This is a genomic window from Herbaspirillum sp. FG34 (assembly GCF_057809315.1).
Genome location: NZ_JBMDJS010000027.1, coordinates 1 through 14,882, shown reverse-complemented (window position 1 = coordinate 14,882; position 14,882 = coordinate 1). Strand labels below are relative to the sequence as shown.

Annotated in this window: 13 protein-coding genes; 7 read left to right on the top strand and 6 right to left on the bottom strand. The window is 63.7% G+C overall.

What is annotated here, in order from left to right:
- Positions 1-11: 11 nt before the first annotated feature.
- From ACODSZ_RS21980 to ACODSZ_RS21970, 3 genes are all read right to left on the bottom strand, one after another.
- Positions 12-1,280 carry an ABC transporter permease gene (locus tag ACODSZ_RS21980; protein WP_488928532.1) on the bottom strand — a complete coding sequence of 423 codons (1,269 nt, stop codon included), beginning with the start codon at positions 1,278-1,280 and terminating at the stop codon, positions 12-14.
- The gene (locus tag ACODSZ_RS21975; RefSeq protein ID WP_175343637.1) at positions 1,277-2,011 is read right to left on the bottom strand and encodes an ABC transporter ATP-binding protein; all 735 of its coding nucleotides are present in this window, start codon (positions 2,009-2,011) and stop codon (positions 1,277-1,279) included. The genes ACODSZ_RS21980 and ACODSZ_RS21975 overlap by 4 nt, the downstream gene beginning before the upstream one ends.
- A 119-nt stretch (positions 2,012-2,130) precedes the next feature.
- Positions 2,131-2,724, bottom strand: a complete 594-nt coding sequence (locus ACODSZ_RS21970; RefSeq protein ID WP_488928531.1) for a DUF2796 domain-containing protein — start codon at positions 2,722-2,724, stop codon at positions 2,131-2,133.
- 423 nt (positions 2,725-3,147) lie between these two features.
- Between ACODSZ_RS21970 and ACODSZ_RS21965 the strand changes: the two genes are divergently transcribed.
- The 4 genes from ACODSZ_RS21965 (at position 3,148) to ACODSZ_RS21950 (ending at position 6,245) form a co-directional block, all read left to right on the top strand.
- On the top strand, positions 3,148-3,984 hold the full coding sequence (locus tag ACODSZ_RS21965; RefSeq protein WP_488928530.1) for a metal ABC transporter ATP-binding protein: 837 nt from the start codon (positions 3,148-3,150) through the stop codon (positions 3,982-3,984).
- Positions 3,981-4,868, top strand: a complete 888-nt coding sequence (locus ACODSZ_RS21960) for a metal ABC transporter permease (RefSeq protein WP_008330415.1) — start codon at positions 3,981-3,983, stop codon at positions 4,866-4,868. Before ACODSZ_RS21965 ends, ACODSZ_RS21960 begins: the two co-directional genes overlap by 4 nt.
- Before the next feature lie 58 nt (positions 4,869-4,926).
- Positions 4,927-5,847: a metal ABC transporter substrate-binding protein gene (locus ACODSZ_RS21955; RefSeq protein ID WP_008330413.1), complete on the top strand. Its 921-nt coding sequence runs from the start codon at positions 4,927-4,929 to the stop codon at positions 5,845-5,847.
- A gap of 80 nt (positions 5,848-5,927) precedes the next feature.
- Positions 5,928-6,245, top strand: coding sequence for a putative quinol monooxygenase (locus tag ACODSZ_RS21950; RefSeq protein WP_175343640.1), 318 nt, complete (start codon positions 5,928-5,930; stop codon positions 6,243-6,245).
- Between the two features lie 45 nt (positions 6,246-6,290).
- Here ACODSZ_RS21950 and ACODSZ_RS21945 read toward each other — a convergent pair whose 3' ends face one another.
- Positions 6,291-7,229: a LysR substrate-binding domain-containing protein gene (locus tag ACODSZ_RS21945; RefSeq protein WP_034350484.1), complete on the bottom strand. Its 939-nt coding sequence runs from the start codon at positions 7,227-7,229 to the stop codon at positions 6,291-6,293.
- A gap of 103 nt (positions 7,230-7,332) precedes the next feature.
- On the opposite strand from ACODSZ_RS21945, the gene ACODSZ_RS21940 reads away from it, so the two are divergent.
- Together ACODSZ_RS21940 and ACODSZ_RS21935 are read left to right on the top strand one after the other, a co-directional pair.
- On the top strand, positions 7,333-7,587 hold the full coding sequence (locus ACODSZ_RS21940) for a hypothetical protein (protein ID WP_034350705.1): 255 nt from the start codon (positions 7,333-7,335) through the stop codon (positions 7,585-7,587).
- 482 nt (positions 7,588-8,069) lie between these two features.
- Positions 8,070-10,073, top strand: coding sequence for a methyl-accepting chemotaxis protein (locus tag ACODSZ_RS21935; RefSeq protein WP_488928529.1), 2,004 nt, complete (start codon positions 8,070-8,072; stop codon positions 10,071-10,073).
- A 25-nt stretch (positions 10,074-10,098) separates the two neighbouring features.
- Here the strand turns inward: ACODSZ_RS21935 and ACODSZ_RS21930 are convergent, their stop codons facing one another.
- Positions 10,099-10,896 carry a uracil-DNA glycosylase family protein gene (locus ACODSZ_RS21930; RefSeq protein WP_175343642.1) on the bottom strand — a complete coding sequence of 266 codons (798 nt, stop codon included), beginning with the start codon at positions 10,894-10,896 and terminating at the stop codon, positions 10,099-10,101.
- Between the two features lie 72 nt (positions 10,897-10,968).
- Positions 10,969-13,050: an excinuclease ABC subunit UvrB gene (gene uvrB, locus ACODSZ_RS21925; protein ID WP_175343643.1), complete on the bottom strand. Its 2,082-nt coding sequence runs from the start codon at positions 13,048-13,050 to the stop codon at positions 10,969-10,971.
- Between the two features lie 433 nt (positions 13,051-13,483).
- On the opposite strand from uvrB, the gene ACODSZ_RS21920 reads away from it, so the two are divergent.
- Positions 13,484-14,701, top strand: a complete 1,218-nt coding sequence (locus ACODSZ_RS21920; RefSeq protein WP_008330389.1) for an amino acid aminotransferase — start codon at positions 13,484-13,486, stop codon at positions 14,699-14,701.
- Positions 14,702-14,882: the final 181 nt, after the last annotated feature.

Sequence of the window (14,882 nt, the reverse complement as noted above, 5' to 3'; positions counted from 1 at the left end):
GTGCTTCCAGATCAGATTCTTGGGGTCAGGCCGTCCGACAGGCTCAGGCGATAGGCCCGCCAGGCCGGCAAGAGGCTGGCCACCAGTCCGGCCAGCACGGTCCAGAGCAGCAATTGTAATTCGCCGGCCGCCGGCCACGCCGGTCGCAGGGCGATGCCGAACTGCGCGGCCAGCATCGGCCCCAGCACCCAGATCAGACCGCTCAGCAGCAACAGGCCTGCCAGCACGCCGCACAGCATCACGCCCAGGCCCTCCACGCAGAGCAGCCACAACACGTCCAGCGGACGCGCCCCGACCGAGCGCAGGATGGCCAGCTCACGCCGCCGCTCGCCCAGGCTGGCCAGGATCGCTGCCACCAGCCCCGCCAGGCCGACCACCACCACCATGCCCGAAACCACCAGCAAGGCATTCTCGCCGATGCCGACCACGTCCCAGAGCTGGTCCAGCGCCACCCCCGGCAGCACGGCCATGAGGGGCTCCTTGAAGCCGTCGCCGTCGGCAATGGCGCGCTGCACGGCGAAGACCCGCGCGCGGCTCTTCAGGCCGACCAGCACGGCGGTGATGCTGGTCGGGGTGAGGTCGAATTTCTTCACGAATTCTGCCGGGATATGCACGCCCGGCAAGGGTGCGCCACCTTCCCAGTCGAGGTGGATGGCCTGCATGCCATCCAGGCCGATATGCACCGTGCGGTCCACCGGGGTGCCGGTGCGCGCCAGGATGCCTACCACCTTGAAGGGTTTGTCGGCGTGCTGGGTCAGGCCCATGCCGCCCATGCCGTGGGCCAGGATGATGACGTCGCCCAGGTGATAGTGCAGTTTCTCGGCCACATCGGCCCCCAGCACGGCATCGAAGACCCCGGTAAAGGGCCGTCCCTTGGCCAGCACCAGGGATTGACCGCTGCCATAACGGAAATGCGTGAAGTAATCGCCATTGGTGGCCAGTACCGGGAAGCCACGGTGCGAATCGCCCAGCGAGATCGGGATGGTCCAGGCCACCGCCGGATTGCGGGCCAGGGTCTGGGCACTGTCCCAGCCCATGTTGTTGGTGGCGCCGCCGATGCGGAAGATGGCGTACAGCATCAGCTGGATCGGACTGGTGCGGGCACCGACTACCAGGTCGGTACCGGATACCGATTGCGAGAATCCGGCCCGCACTTCATGGCGTACCCGTTCGATGCCCAGCAGCATGGTGGTGGACAGGGCAATGGCCAGCAGCATCAGGCCCAGCGTGAACCGCCGGTTCCAGGCGCTGTGCGCGGCCAGGCGCAGGAGCAGCTTCATGCGGCCTCCTCGGGACGGGCAGCCTCGTTGAGCTGTTCCAGTGCGATGCGGCGCTCGAAACGTACGGCCAGGCGCTGGTCGTGGCTGACGAAGACCAGCGCCGCGCCGCTTTGTGCGCACTCGCGCTGCAGCAGGTCGAGGAAGGCTTGCTGGCGGTCGCTGTCCAGGGCCGAGGTCGGCTCGTCGGCAACGATGATCTCCGGCCGGCCGATCAGCGAGCGCGCCGCCGCTACCCGCTGTTGCTGGCCGATGGACAGCTGCGTCACGGGACGCGACCACAGCGACGGCGCCAGGTCCAGCGCGCTCAGCAGGGATTGCGCCACGCTCTTGAGATCGGCGCCCTGCTGCGCGGTGCGCGCCTTGCGGTAGGCCGAGAACTGGCAGGGCAGCAGCACGTTGTCGAGGATGGAAAGATAAGGCAACAGGTTGAACTGCTGGAAGATGAATCCGATGTGATCCACCCGGAAGCGGTCGCGCTGTGCCGCCGACAGCGTATGGAAGGGCTGCCCCAACGCTTCCACGGTGCCGGCCTGGGGCACGATGATGCCGCCGATGGCCGCCAGCAGGGTGCTCTTGCCGCTGCCGCTGGGGCCGCTGACGAAGACATGTTCACCAGGCGCCACCTGGAAATGCGGCAACACCAGCGCCGGATGCGCCTGGCCGGGCCAGGTAAAGCGCAGGTCGCGCATGGCAATCGCGGCGACCGGGGAAGAACGTTCAGGAATAGTCATGACAACATGAAGGAAAATCGCAGAAGCGCCAGGACGTGACTTTACCGCCGATCATAGCGCCGGTGCCTGTCAGTGGCCTGACTGGCGCGCCGGGGAACCTGCCCCGGCGGCCCCCGGCATCAGTTCATGGGGATCAGTGCGCTGCCCGGCACCAGTTGCGCCGCGCCTTGCTTCTTGGGGGTGACCAGTTGCACGTCGATACGGTGGAAGCCCGGGAAGGCCGCAAACAAGCCGCTCACATCCACCGTGGCGAGCGCGCCGGGGCTGGCGCATACCAGGGTGAAGTCGCCGTCGAGGTCGGCATGGCCATCGGTGGGGGCCGCTTCGCTGCTGGCGGACGTCTTCTCGCCCAACAGGGCGGGCGGCAGCACGGCGGACTCCAGCTGCACCTCGGCCGGCTTGCACTGGGCGGCGGCGTCGGTGGCGAACATGCGGTTCACATCACGCAGGTTCTTTACGGCCGCGCGCACGGCGTCCTTGTCCTTGCCGCTGTTGGCCGCGTGTTCGAAGCCGACCAGGTTGATCAGCGGGCTGTCCAGGTGCAGGGTCAGGGTATTGCCTTCCAGTGCCACGTCCAGCTTGCCCACTCCATGCACGTGGGCGGGATGGTTGCCGTGCTGGTCATGGCCTTCACCAGCCGCCAGCACGGGCAGGCTGGCCAGCGACAACAGGACGAGAGGAATCAGTCGAAACGATGGACGGGATCGGAACATGGGCGGCTTTCTTGTGCTTGTTGTAAAGAGAATTCAAAGGGGGAGACGGCAAGTCGACAACGCTGGAAGACAGACTGCAAACATGGGCTGAAGATCCGCCGTCCGCCCGGCATTGTGCCCCGGACAACGACCGGATTTGCAGTGTTGTTACATTCTGCAACAGGGTTGCATTATAATGCCTGCTTTCCCTGTTTCTGCAACTCGGTTGCGCCAAAGGACAAGGGCGTCGGGATCAGCCCTGCTGGCCGCGCTGTCCGGAGCCCGTGTTGCTTCTTTTCAGATTGCCTGCCGTGTCGTTTTTCTCTCGAATCCTCATGAAACAAGGCGTGCTCGCCAGTCCCTGGTGGCAGCGCGTGCTGGCCGTCGTGCCCGTGGTCCTGCTGTTGTGGCTGGGTGTGCACTGGGCGCTGGGGGAGGGCTGACATGGATGCCGCCATCTCTCTGGACAACCTGACGGTGAGCTATCGTCGCCATCCGGCCTTGCACCACGTCAACGGCGCCTTTGCGCGCGGCTCGCTCACGGCCATCGTCGGCCCCAATGGTGCCGGCAAGAGCACCCTGCTCAAGACCATGCTGGGCCTGGTACGTTGCAATGACGGCCGCGTCCATACGCACGTGGATGCCCGTCGCATTGCCTACCTGCCGCAGCAGGCCGAGATTGATCGCAGCTTTCCCATCACCGTGATCGATTGCGTGCTGCTGGGCTACTGGCAGGCCAAGGGCAACTGGGGCGCCATCGACGCCGCCATGCACCAGCGCGCGGTGCAGGCGCTCACGGCGGTCGGGCTGGACGGCTTTTCGGCGCGCCCGGTCTCCAGTCTTTCGGTGGGCCAGTTCCAGCGCGTGCTGTTTGCCCGCATCCTGCTGCAGGATGCCGAGGTGATCCTGCTCGATGAACCCTTCAATGCCATCGATGCCCGCACCACCGGCGACTTGCTGCGCATCATCTCGGCCTGGCACGCCGAGCGCCGTACCGTGATCGCGGTGCTGCACGACCATGACCAGGTGCGTCGCGCCTTCCCGCAGACCCTGCTGCTGGCGCGCAACGTGGTGGCCTGGGGGGACACCGCGGAAGTGATGTGCGAAGAGAATCTGCAACGTGCCCGCGCCATGGCCGAGGCGGTGGATGAACATGCCGGCGTGTGCCAGGTGAGCGAAGCCGAGGTGCTGGCCCTGTCGAGGATGCACGAACATGCGCACGATCATTCACATGCGCATTCGCACACGCACCCTGCTGCCACCCCGGGAGGCCAGTCATGAGCGCACTCTCGACCCTGCAGGCCCTGGCGATAGCGCCGTTCCAGGAATTTTCCTTCATGCGCCGCGCTCTGGTGGCCGCCTTTGCCCTGGCGCTGGGCAGTGCGCCCCTGGGCGTGCTCTTGACCTTGCGCCGCATGAGCCTGTTCGGCGAAGCCCTGAGTCACGCCGTGCTGCCGGGCGTGGCGGTGGGGTTCATCTTCTTTGGCCTGTCGTTGCCGGCCTTGTCCATTGGCGGCTTTGCCGCCGGTGTGCTGGTGGTGGCCGTGGCTGGCTGGATCAGTCGTCATACCGAACTCAAGGAAGACGCCAGCCTGGCCGCCATCTACGTGGTGGCCCTGGCGCTGGGTGTGATCCTGATCTCGCGCCACGGCACCCAGCTCGATCTGCTGCACATCCTGTTCGGCAATGTGCTGGGCGTGGACAGCCAGGGGCTGGTGCTCATTGCGGGCGTGGCCAGTGCCAGCGTACTGGGCATCGCCGCGCTCTATCGCGGGCTGCTGCTGGAGAGCTTCGATCCTTCCTACATGGCCGTGGGGGGCGGGCGCAGCGGCGGGGCGATCTACCAGCAGGTGTTTCTGATGCTGGTGGTGATGAACCTGGTGGCCTCCTTCCAGACCATGGGCACATTGATGGCGGTGGGCCTGATGATGCTGCCGGCGGTCTCGGCGCGACTGTGGCACGACACCTTGCCGGCCCAGCTGTGCAACAGCGTCTTGCAGGCGATGCTGGCCGGCTATGCCGGGTTGCTGATCTCGTATTACGCCTCGGTGCCTTCCGGCCCCGTCATCATCGTCTGCGCCGGCGTGCTGTATGCCGCCTCGCTGCTGTTGGCCCCACGCGGCTGGCTACCGCGCCTGTTGCGGCGGCCGCATCTGCAGGCGTGAGGCTTCGGTTTTCCTGTCTTTTTCCGCGTTCTTCCGTTTCTCTTTCCCCGGAGTGTTCATGAAACTGTTTCGTCCCCTTTCAGCGCTGCTGGCCGCTCTGGCCCTGGCAGCGAGCCTGCCGGCGCTTGCTGCCGAGCGCATCCCGGTGCTGGCCAGCTTCAGCATCCTGGGCGACGTGGTCGCCAATGTCGGCGGTGATCGCGTCGCCGTCTCCACCCTGGTCGGCCCGGATGAAGATGCCCACGTCTTCCAGCCGGCCCCGGACGACATCAAGGCGGTCTCGCGCGCCAAACTGATCGTGGTCAATGGCCTCGGTTTCGAAGGCTGGATGGATCGGCTGGCGCAATCGGCCAACTACCGCGGCCCCATCGTGGTGGCCTCGGCCGGCATTCAGGCGCGCGAGCGCGTGGGAGAGGACGAAGAGAGCCATGACCATGAGCATCACGGCAAGGATGACCCGCACGCCTGGCAAGACCCGCAGAACGTGATCGTCTACACCCGCAACATCGTCACTGCCCTGGCCAAGCTGGACCCGGCCGGCGCTGCGATCTACCGCAAGAATGGCGAGGCGTACATCAGCAAGCTGCAGGACCTGGATGCCTGGGCTGCGCGCCAGTTCAGCCAGATCCCGGACGCCAAGCGCAAGGTCATCACCTCGCATGATGCCTTCGAATACTTTGGTGCCCGTTACAAGGTGCGCTTCCTGGCGGCCCAGGGCGTGTCCACCGACAGCGAACCCAGCGCCCGCGACATCGCCACCCTGATCCGCCAGATCCGCAGTGAAAAGATCAAGGCCCTGTTCTTCGAGAACATGAGCAATCCCAAGCTGCTGCAGCAGATCGCCCGTGAATCCGGCACCGCGCCCGGTGGCAAGCTGTATGCCGATGCGCTCTCCAAGCCGGATGGCCCGGCACCGGACTACCTCTCGCTGATGCGCTACAACATCACGCAATTGCTGGAAAAGATCCGCCTGAACTAAGACCGCCCGAATCGCGTATGCTGGTGGCCCCGCGCCGTCGCCCTGACGGCGTCTGTCATCTTGCACAGGAGAATTCCCGCATGAGCACCGTTACCGTCGTCGCCATCATCACCGCCAAGCCCGGCCAGCGTGAAGCGCTGCTGGCCATCGCCCGTGCCAACCTGGCCGCCGTGCGCGCCGAGGCTGGCTGCATCGAATATGGACTGGTGGTGGATGTGGATGGCTTCGGTCCCAACCAGGCGCCGATGGGGCCGGATACCTTCGCCTTCGTCGAGAAGTGGAAGGATGAAGAGGCGCTGCGCCTGCACTTCACCCTGCCGCACATGACCGACTACCGCGAGAAGTCCAAGGACCTGATCGCGGATCGCAAGGTGCATGTGCTCAAGTCGGCGGACTGATCCTCGCCGCTTTCGTCCCCGTGCGCGATGCGGGGACGGACTCCCTCAGTATTCGCCAGGGAAATCCGCCGGCCAGGTCTGCTGCGGATCGAACGAAGATGCCTGGCCCATCTGCTTCAACCACGTGATGAAGGTCTTCAGTGCCGGATTGGTGTCGGCGCTGCTGCGATAGAGCATGTGGTAACCCTCCCCATGCAGCACGATCTCCGGAAACAGCCGCACCAGCCGGCCTGCGGCCAGGTCGTCATCGACCAGCGCCAGCGTGCCCATGCCCACGCCCTGGTCAGTAGCGGCCGCTTGCAGGCTCAGGAAGGAATGTTCATACACCGTCCCCGGCATCTTGCGCCGCACCGCCACCCCGGCCTTGGCCAGCCACTGCGACCACGCCGCCGACCGGCTGGAGAGGTGGATCAGCGGCACCTCCACGAAATCGCGCGGCACCCGGATCGGGTGCGTCTCCAGAAAGTGCGGCGAGGCCAGCGGCACCGATACGTCATCCAGGAAGCGCACGCAGTCATAGCCGCTGCGCTCCAGCGGGCTGCGCCAGATGATGACGTCGAAAGGATCCTTCACATCCTCGAAATACTCCGACATGGTGGTGGTGACACGAACCTCGATGCGCGGATTGTCGATCTGGAACTGCGACAGGCGCGGAATCAGCCAGCGCATCGCCACCGAGGGCGCGGCGATCATGCGCACCACGCGGCTCTTGCCGGCCAGCGATAGCTGTTCGGCCGCCAGGGCGATGCGGTCCAGGCTGGCCTTGACCTCGGCATAGAAGGCCAGGGCCGCTTCTGTGGGTTCCACGCCACGCGACTGGCGTAAAAACAACGGTTGTTCGAAATATTCTTCCAGCGTTTTGATCTGCTGGCTGACCGCACTATGGGTGATGAACAGTTCATGGGCTGCCAGCGTCAGACTCCGCGTCCGGACTGCCGCTTCGAACACCTTGAGGGCCTTGAGCGGGGGTAGGGATGAAGACATGCTGTAAGAAAAACTTATAGTGGTGACGGAAAATGTTGCTTTGCAAAAGCCGGGGGCGACCTTATTCTTCAATCACCCAAACGTCAAACAGAAGGAATTCATCGTGAACAACGTCAGTATATTGGTAAAAGATGCCGGTTTTTCTAACAATTTGCGCTCCCTGGTCGAGCTGGTGAAGTTTGCCGTCCAGCAAGTCATCTCTGCCCACGCCTTGAAGCCGGTGCGCAATGATGCTGCCGAGCTGAACGACGCCGCCTACTTCGAAGGTGTGACCGATCACTTCGAGATGGAAGTGCGCCTGCGCCAGCTGGACCACAGCCACCTGCACGCCGTCTGGAAGCTGCAATCGCAGATCTGAGCGCCGTCGCGGCAAGCTTCATGCAGTACCGCAGTAGCTGAAATATCTTGTATGACCAGGCCTGATGCGCCTGAAGACGATGACGAAGAGACCGGCTCAGCCCGCTCCGGGGCCGCAACAGGCAGCCAGCAGTCGCCCACAGAGGCAGACCCTGCCACCGCATCGGCCGGCTTGATCCGGCACTCTCCGCAGTTTCCGTAGTATCCGTAGTATCCGCAACGGCGGCCTCCTGGCCGACAGCGCCCCCAGCATGGTCAGGCGCACGCTGCGTTGAAATCCCTCATCCCCGCTGTTGCGGGGATTTGTCGTTTACCGGTGTCTGCTCTCTGGAAGACAGGTCAGCTTGACCGGCACGGACATTTTCTTCTTAACAAAAATGACATCGCGCGGTAGTGCAGCGCTGCTATATTTGTTACGGGGAAAAGAAAGATGTTGCTGTTCTTGTAAGTTCCGCTTCATTGCTTCTACCAGGGGAGTCCATCATGTTGTCTTCACTTCGTGCCCGGCTGATCGTCATTTGCGTACTCATCGTAGCGGTGGCCATGATTGTTCTCAGTGCTGCCAACATCTATACCGTTCGCAGCGATACGCTCAGCGCCATTTCCACCCAGACCCGCCAGCTCACCGAAAGCCACGCCGCCAACATCACCGAGTGGGTGCGCAGCAAGCGCATCATCACCGGGGCCATGAAGCAGGCCCTCAAACAGAGCGATGTCCTGCCCATCGTCGCGGCGGCCCAAGAGGCGGGTTCCTTCGACGACGCCTATATCGGCTATCCCGACAAGCGCATGCTGGCCTTGCATCCGATGCCGGCCGGTTATGATCCGACCGCGCGGCCCTGGTACAAGCAGGCGGTCGAGGCCGGCAAGCCGGTCCTGACGGCACCCTATGTGGACGCCACCACCGGCAAGCTGGTGGTGACCTTCGCCGAGCCGGTCATCGACAAGGGGAGCTTGCAGGCGGTGCTGGGCTCGGACGTGCAGCTGGACAACGTGGTGCGCACCGTGGCTGGCATCAAGCCCACGCCGTCCAGCTTCGCCTTCATCGTCGGCAAGGATGGCCTCATCATCACGCACCCCAACAAGGAACTGGCCTTGAAGCCGGTCTCGGCGCTCGACCAGAATCTGTCGGCTGCCTCATTGGCCGGGATGAAGCAGGGCGGTCGTGCCACCATCGGCGGGCTGCCCTATCTGCTGTTTACGCAACCCATCGACAACACCGACTGGTCGCTGGTGGTGGCGCTGGATTATGGCGAAGCCACCCATGCCATTTCCGCCCTGATGGCGCTGGCGGTGGTGCTGGCGGTGGCAGCCATCGTGGCGGCGGCGGTACTGCTGAGTTACACCATCACACGCCTGCTGCGCCGCCTGGGCGTGGTGCGCAATGCCATGGACGAGATCGCCTCGGGCGACGGCGACCTCACGCGCCGCCTCGACACCAGCGGCAAGGATGAACTGGCGCAGATCTCGCGCGCCTTCAATCACTTTGCCGACAAGATCTCGCGGACCTTGCTCGATATCCGGCGCGCCAGCGAGTCTGTGAAGGTTTCTTCCAGCGAGATCGCCAGCGGCAACATGGATCTGTCCGCCCGCACCGAGCAGCAGGCGGGTTCCCTGGAGGAGACCGCCTCGGCCATGGAAGAACTGACCTCGACCGTGAAGCAAAATGCCGACAATGCCCGCCAGGCCAACCAGCTGGCGGTGTCGGCCTCGGACGTGGCGGTGCATGGCGGCACCGTGGTGGGCCAGGTGGTCAGTACCATGAGTTCCATCAATGAGTCTTCCCGCAAGATCGTCGACATCATCAGCGTCATCGACGGCATCGCCTTCCAGACCAATATCCTGGCCTTGAATGCTGCCGTGGAAGCGGCCCGTGCCGGTGAGCAGGGGCGCGGGTTTGCGGTGGTCGCTTCCGAAGTGCGTTCGCTGGCGCAGCGCTCGGCCACGGCTGCCAAGGAAATCAAGCAATTGATCGATGACTCGGTGCAAAAGGTGGAAGCCGGCAGCCAGCTGGTGGCGCAGGCCGGCTCGACCATGGATGAAGTGGTCTCCAGCGTGCGCCGGGTGACCGACATCGTCGGCGAGATCAGTTCGGCCAGCCAGGAGCAGAGTGCCGGCATCACCGAAGTGGGCAATGCGGTCACCCTGATGGATGAAGCCACCCAGCAGAATGCGGCCCTGGTGGAACAGGCGGCAGCCGCAGCCAAATCCCTGCAGGAGCAGGCGGCGCACCTGGCCGCCGTGGTGGCCGGATTCAAGCTGGATGAAAGTGGCGGATCCGCGGCAAAGACGCCGCCACCGGTGCCTCATCCTTCTGCACAGCCCGCTGCGGCGCCGCGTCCTGCACCGCTCAACATCACGCCCAAGCCGGTGCCCCGCAAAGCCAAGCCTGCCACCAAGCCCGCACTGCCTGCCGAGCCGGCGCCACCTGCCGCCCCGAAGGCAGCGCCCAAGAGCGGCGGGGGCGACGACTGGGAAGAGTTCTGAACGAGCAAGGGCGAAGCGGGCCGGTTCAGGCCCGTTTCTTCAGCAGCTGCATGGGTGCAAACAGTTGCTGCATGCCGCTGTGCTCGATGAAGCTGAGATTGTAGGGATGCTCGGCCACCGCACGCGGGAAGGACGCCAGCAGTGGCAGGCCGCTCAGCTGTTCGGCGATCTTGCCCCACAGGACCAGTGTGGGCAGGGACTTGCCTTGCGCCTGGCCATGCTCGGCCAGGGCGCGCAATATCGTCTCGAAGAACGGTTTCCAGCCCCTGGCATCCTTTACCGGCGCCACGTGCGTGCGGAACACCAGGCTGGCATTGAGCAGCAGGAAACCTTGCGCGGTGAGGTTGTCCTGCAGGTCGGCCAGGGTCTGGATGCTGCCCGAGCCCGGCGCCAGTGCGCGGGCCGAGATACCCGCGAGCGCGTCGCCACTGGTCTGGCCAGCCTGTAGCGCGCCGTCGGCAACCAGCAGCATCTTCATGAAATTGCGCAGGGAGGTGGCGCGATTGACCTGTTTGGACAAGCCCTTTTCCGACCACAGTGAACCCACTGCGCCATCCATGAAGCACACGCCGGTCGCGCTGGCTGCGCGCGGGTACGGACCTTCGCCGACCAGCACGTAGCGCACCTGGCTCATGGGCTGCGTGAAGGCAGCAAACAGGCGGCCTTCCGTGGGCAGGTAATCATCCTGCGCGAGGGCGGAGAGGTAGGCCGGATCAGCTTGCCGGATCGCCTCCAGGCCGGCGCGCAGGGCGGCATGCCAGGAGGGATGGGCGGTGTGGATCAGGTCCAGCAGGGCAGCGGGGAGGGCGGAAACGGAAGACATGAAAGGGGAGGCAAACGGCCATATCGATAAAGTGGCGGCATTGTATACCGCCCGAGCGGCCTCCCCGCAGGATCAGGCCACCGCCGAATCGCTGCCCGATGCACCGAAAAGCTGCTGCTTCAACAGCTGCAACTGGTCGCGCGCGGCGGCGGCCTTTTCGAACTCCAGGTTCTTGGCGTGTTCCTGCATCTGCTTTTCCAGGCGCTTGATCTCCTTGCTGATCTGCTTCTCGCTCATGGATTCGTAGTTCTTCTTCTCCTCGGCCACCATCATTTCGCTGCGCGCCTGGGCCGGATTGAAGATGCCGTCGATCAGTTCGCGGATCTCCTTCTTGATGCCGGTCGGCACGATGCCATTGGCCTGGTTGAAGGCTACCTGCTTGGCGCGGCGGCGTTCGGTCTCGGTGATGGCCTTGTGCATGGAATCGGTCACCACATCGCCATAGAGGATAGCCATGCCGTTCAAGTTGCGGGCGGCGCGGCCGATGGTCTGGATCAGGCTGCGCTCGGACCGCAGGAAGCCTTCCTTGTCCGCATCCAGGATGGCCACCAGCGAGACCTCGGGAATGTCCAGGCCCTCGCGCAGCAGGTTGATGCCGACCACCACGTCGAAGGTGCCCAGGCGCAGGTCGCGGATGATTTCCACACGCTCGACCGTATCGATGTCGCTGTGCAGGTAGCGCACCTTGATGCCGTTGTCGGAGAGGAATTCGGTCAGCTGCTCGGCCATGCGCTTGGTCAGTGTGGTCACCAGCACGCGTTCATCCTTGGCGATGCGGTCGTTGATCTCCTGCATCAGGTCGTCCACCTGCGTGGTGGCCGGACGCACTGCGATGATGGGGTCCACCAGACCGGTTGGGCGCACCACCTGTTCCACCACCTGGTCGGCGCGGGTATTTTCATAGTCCGCCGGGGTGGCCGAGACGAAGATGGTTTGGCGCATCTTCTTCTCGAACTCGTCGAACTTCAGAGGGCGATTGTCCAGCGCCGAGGGCAGGCGGAAGCCGTAGTCCACCAGGTTCACCTTGCGCGCGCGGTCGCCGTTGTACATGCCGTTCAGCTGGCCGATCAGCACGTGCGATTCGTCCAGGAACATGATGGCGTCCTTGGGCAGGTAATCCACCAGCGTTGGCGGCGGGTCGCCCGGCTTGGCGCCGGAGAGATGGCGCGAATAGTTTTCGATGCCTTTGGTGAAGCCGATCTCGGTCATCATCTCGATGTCGAAGCGGGTGCGCTGTTCCAGTCGCTGTTCTTCGATGAGCTTGTTTTCCTTGCGGAAGAATTCCAGGCGCTCGGCCAGCTCTTCCTTGATGGTCTCGATGGCGCGCAGCACGGTTGAGCGTGGCGTCACGTAGTGCGAACCGGGATAGATGGTGAAGCGCGGGATCTTCTGGCGCACGCGGCCCGTCAGCGGATCGAACAGTTGCAGGCTGTCGATCTCGTCGTCGAAGGTCTCGATGCGCACGGCCAGTTCGGCATGTTCGGCAGGGAAGACATCGATGGTGTCGCCGCGCACGCGGAAGGTGCCGCGCCCGAAGTCCACTTCGTTGCGGGTGTACTGCATCTGGATCAGGCGGGCGATGACGTCGCGCTGCGAGACCTTGTCCTTGGCGCGCAGGGTCAGGATCATCTGGTGGTATTCGTTCGGGTTACCGATACCGTAGATGGCCGAGACGGTCGCCACGATCACCACGTCGCGCCGTTCCATCAGCGACTTGGTGCAAGACAGGCGCATCTGCTCGATGTGCTCGTTGATCGAGGAATCCTTCTCGATGAACAGGTCGCGTTGGGGCACGTAGGCTTCGGGCTGGTAGTAGTCGTAGTAGCTGACGAAGTATTCCACCGCATTGTGCGGGAAGAACTCGCGGAACTCGCTGTAGAGCTGCGCCGCCAGCGTCTTGTTGGGGGCAAACACGATGGCCGGTCGGCCCAGGCGGGCAATGGTATTGGCCATGGTGTAGGTCTTGCCCGAGCCGGTCACGCCCAGAAGCGTTTGGTAGAACAGGCCGTCATGCACACCCTCGACCAGCTTGTCGATGGCTGCCGGCTGGTCGCCCGCCGGGGGAAACACCTGGTAGAGCTTGAAGGGCGAGTCGGGGAAGGTGACGAACTTGCTCTCGTCCAGCTCGGTATTGATGGGGGTCAGTTCAGCCATGGTTGGGGTTGCCTTTGTCGCGCGAGTTCCGATGGGCCGCCACGGTGCAGGAAGAACCGGCAACGCCCGCAAGCGGGGCATTGCACACAGGCAAGGTGGGGGCGTGAATATTCATCAAATGCTGTCGGGATGCTGAAGTTCAAGACACAATCTGCGCCTGTCCAGCCGGCAAAACCGGACGCAAAGCCGCGTCAGCAGCCAGCTCATCCACTGGGTGGGGCGGCCTGGCGCGGGGCGGGTGCAGATCGGGGTTATGTCGATAGAACATGGTTTCATGCAGATTCAGCAGGCATTTGAGCCAGTCTGTGTCTGTGATTGGCGATCCACATTTGTTAGAATGCAGTGTTGCAAAAAGGTGCACATCCGAATCTCTTCCTGTGCACCCATTTCCTTCTGCAGCGCTTTGTTGCAGCTAACTTTTCATGTTATCACGATGAACGCACCTGTCTCCGCCTCCTTGTTTTCCGCCATCGAAATGGCGCCGCGCGACCCCATCCTGGGCGTGACCGAAGCCTACAACGCCGACCAGAACCCGGCCAAGACCAACCTGGGCGTGGGCGTGTACTACGACGACAACGGCAAGGTCCCCCTGCTGGAATGCGTGAAGAAAGCCGAGGCGGAACTGGCAGCCAAGCTGGCCCCGCGCACCTACCTGCCCATCGATGGCCTGGCCACCTATGACCGCGCCGTGCAGGAACTGGTGTTCGGCGCCGGCAGCGCCGTGGTCACCGAGAAGCGTGCCATCACCGTGCAAGCCCTGGGCGGCACCGGTGCGCTCAAGCTGGGTGCGGACTTCCTGAAACACTTCTCGCCGGCCGGCACCGAAGTCTGGATCAGCGATCCGAGCTGGGAAAACCACCGCGCCCTGTTCGAGATGGCCGGTTTCAAGGTCAACGCCTATCCCTACTATGATCCGGCCACCCGCGGCGTGAACTTCGCCGGCATGCTGGAAGCCTTGAAGACCATGAAGACCGGCTCGGTCGTGCTGCTGCACGCCTGCTGCCACAACCCGACCGGCGCCGACCTGACCGACGACCAGTGGACGCAAGTCATTGAAGTGGTGACCTCGCGCGGCCTGGTTCCCTTCCTGGACATGGCCTACCAGGGCTTTGGCGACGGCATCGCCGAAGACGGCCAGGTGGTGCGCCGCTTCGCCGAAGCTGGCGGCCCGCTGTTCGTGTCGAACTCCTTCTCCAAGTCCTTCTCGCTGTATGGCGAACGCGTGGGCGCATTGTCCATCGCAGCAGCCAGCGCCGAAGAAGCCGCCCGCGTGCTGTCGCAACTGAAGCGCGTGGTGCGTACCAACTACTCCAACCCGCCGATCCACGGTGGCCAGGTGGTCGCCACTGCCCTGGCATCGCCCGAACTGCGCAAGCTGTGGGAAGACGAACTGGCCGAGATGCGCGTACGCATCCGCGAAATGCGTCAACTGCTGGTGGCCAAGCTGAAGGAAAAGGCGCCCGGCCATGACTTCGATTTCGTCATCAAGCAGCGCGGCATGTTCTCCTACTCCGGCCTGACCAAGGCCCAGGTGGAACGCCTGCGCAACGAGTTCTCGATCTATGCCGTCGACACCGGTCGCATCTGCGTGGCGGCACTGAACACCAAGAACATCGACGTGGTGGTCGACGCCATTGCCAAGGTGCTGTAAGGATCTGCGCGCCCCTCTTTCGGAAGAGGGGCGCGTGAGGGACTTTCTCCTATGAGAAACGTCCTTTTCCCCGAAAAAAGTTTTGACATGAAATAAAAATCACGTCATAATCTTTTTCTCAGCTGTTCCCTGATAGCTCAGTCGGTAGAGCGACGGACTGTTAATCCGCAGGTCCCTGGTT

What these genes read in the sequence shown, in the direction of transcription:
- ACODSZ_RS21975 (WP_175343637.1), bottom strand. Translation starts at nt 2,011, where the DNA reads ATGACTATTCCTGAACGTTCTTCCCCGGTCGCCGCGATTGCCATGCGC.
- ACODSZ_RS21950 (WP_175343640.1), top strand. Translation starts at nt 5,928, where the DNA reads ATGAGCACCGTTACCGTCGTCGCCATCATCACCGCCAAGCCCGGCCAG.
- ACODSZ_RS21930 (WP_175343642.1), bottom strand. Translation starts at nt 10,896, where the DNA reads ATGTCTTCCGTTTCCGCCCTCCCCGCTGCCCTGCTGGACCTGATCCAC.
- ACODSZ_RS21970 (WP_488928531.1), bottom strand. Translation starts at nt 2,724, where the DNA reads ATGTTCCGATCCCGTCCATCGTTTCGACTGATTCCTCTCGTCCTGTTG.
- ACODSZ_RS21965 (WP_488928530.1), top strand. Translation starts at nt 3,148, where the DNA reads ATGGATGCCGCCATCTCTCTGGACAACCTGACGGTGAGCTATCGTCGC.
- ACODSZ_RS21955 (WP_008330413.1), top strand. Translation starts at nt 4,927, where the DNA reads ATGAAACTGTTTCGTCCCCTTTCAGCGCTGCTGGCCGCTCTGGCCCTG.
- ACODSZ_RS21920 (WP_008330389.1), top strand. Translation starts at nt 13,484, where the DNA reads ATGAACGCACCTGTCTCCGCCTCCTTGTTTTCCGCCATCGAAATGGCG.
- ACODSZ_RS21935 (WP_488928529.1), top strand. Translation starts at nt 8,070, where the DNA reads ATGTTGTCTTCACTTCGTGCCCGGCTGATCGTCATTTGCGTACTCATC.
- ACODSZ_RS21980 (WP_488928532.1), bottom strand. Translation starts at nt 1,280, where the DNA reads ATGAAGCTGCTCCTGCGCCTGGCCGCGCACAGCGCCTGGAACCGGCGG.
- ACODSZ_RS21960 (WP_008330415.1), top strand. Translation starts at nt 3,981, where the DNA reads ATGAGCGCACTCTCGACCCTGCAGGCCCTGGCGATAGCGCCGTTCCAG.
- ACODSZ_RS21945 (WP_034350484.1), bottom strand. Translation starts at nt 7,229, where the DNA reads ATGTCTTCATCCCTACCCCCGCTCAAGGCCCTCAAGGTGTTCGAAGCG.
- uvrB (WP_175343643.1), bottom strand. Translation starts at nt 13,050, where the DNA reads ATGGCTGAACTGACCCCCATCAATACCGAGCTGGACGAGAGCAAGTTC.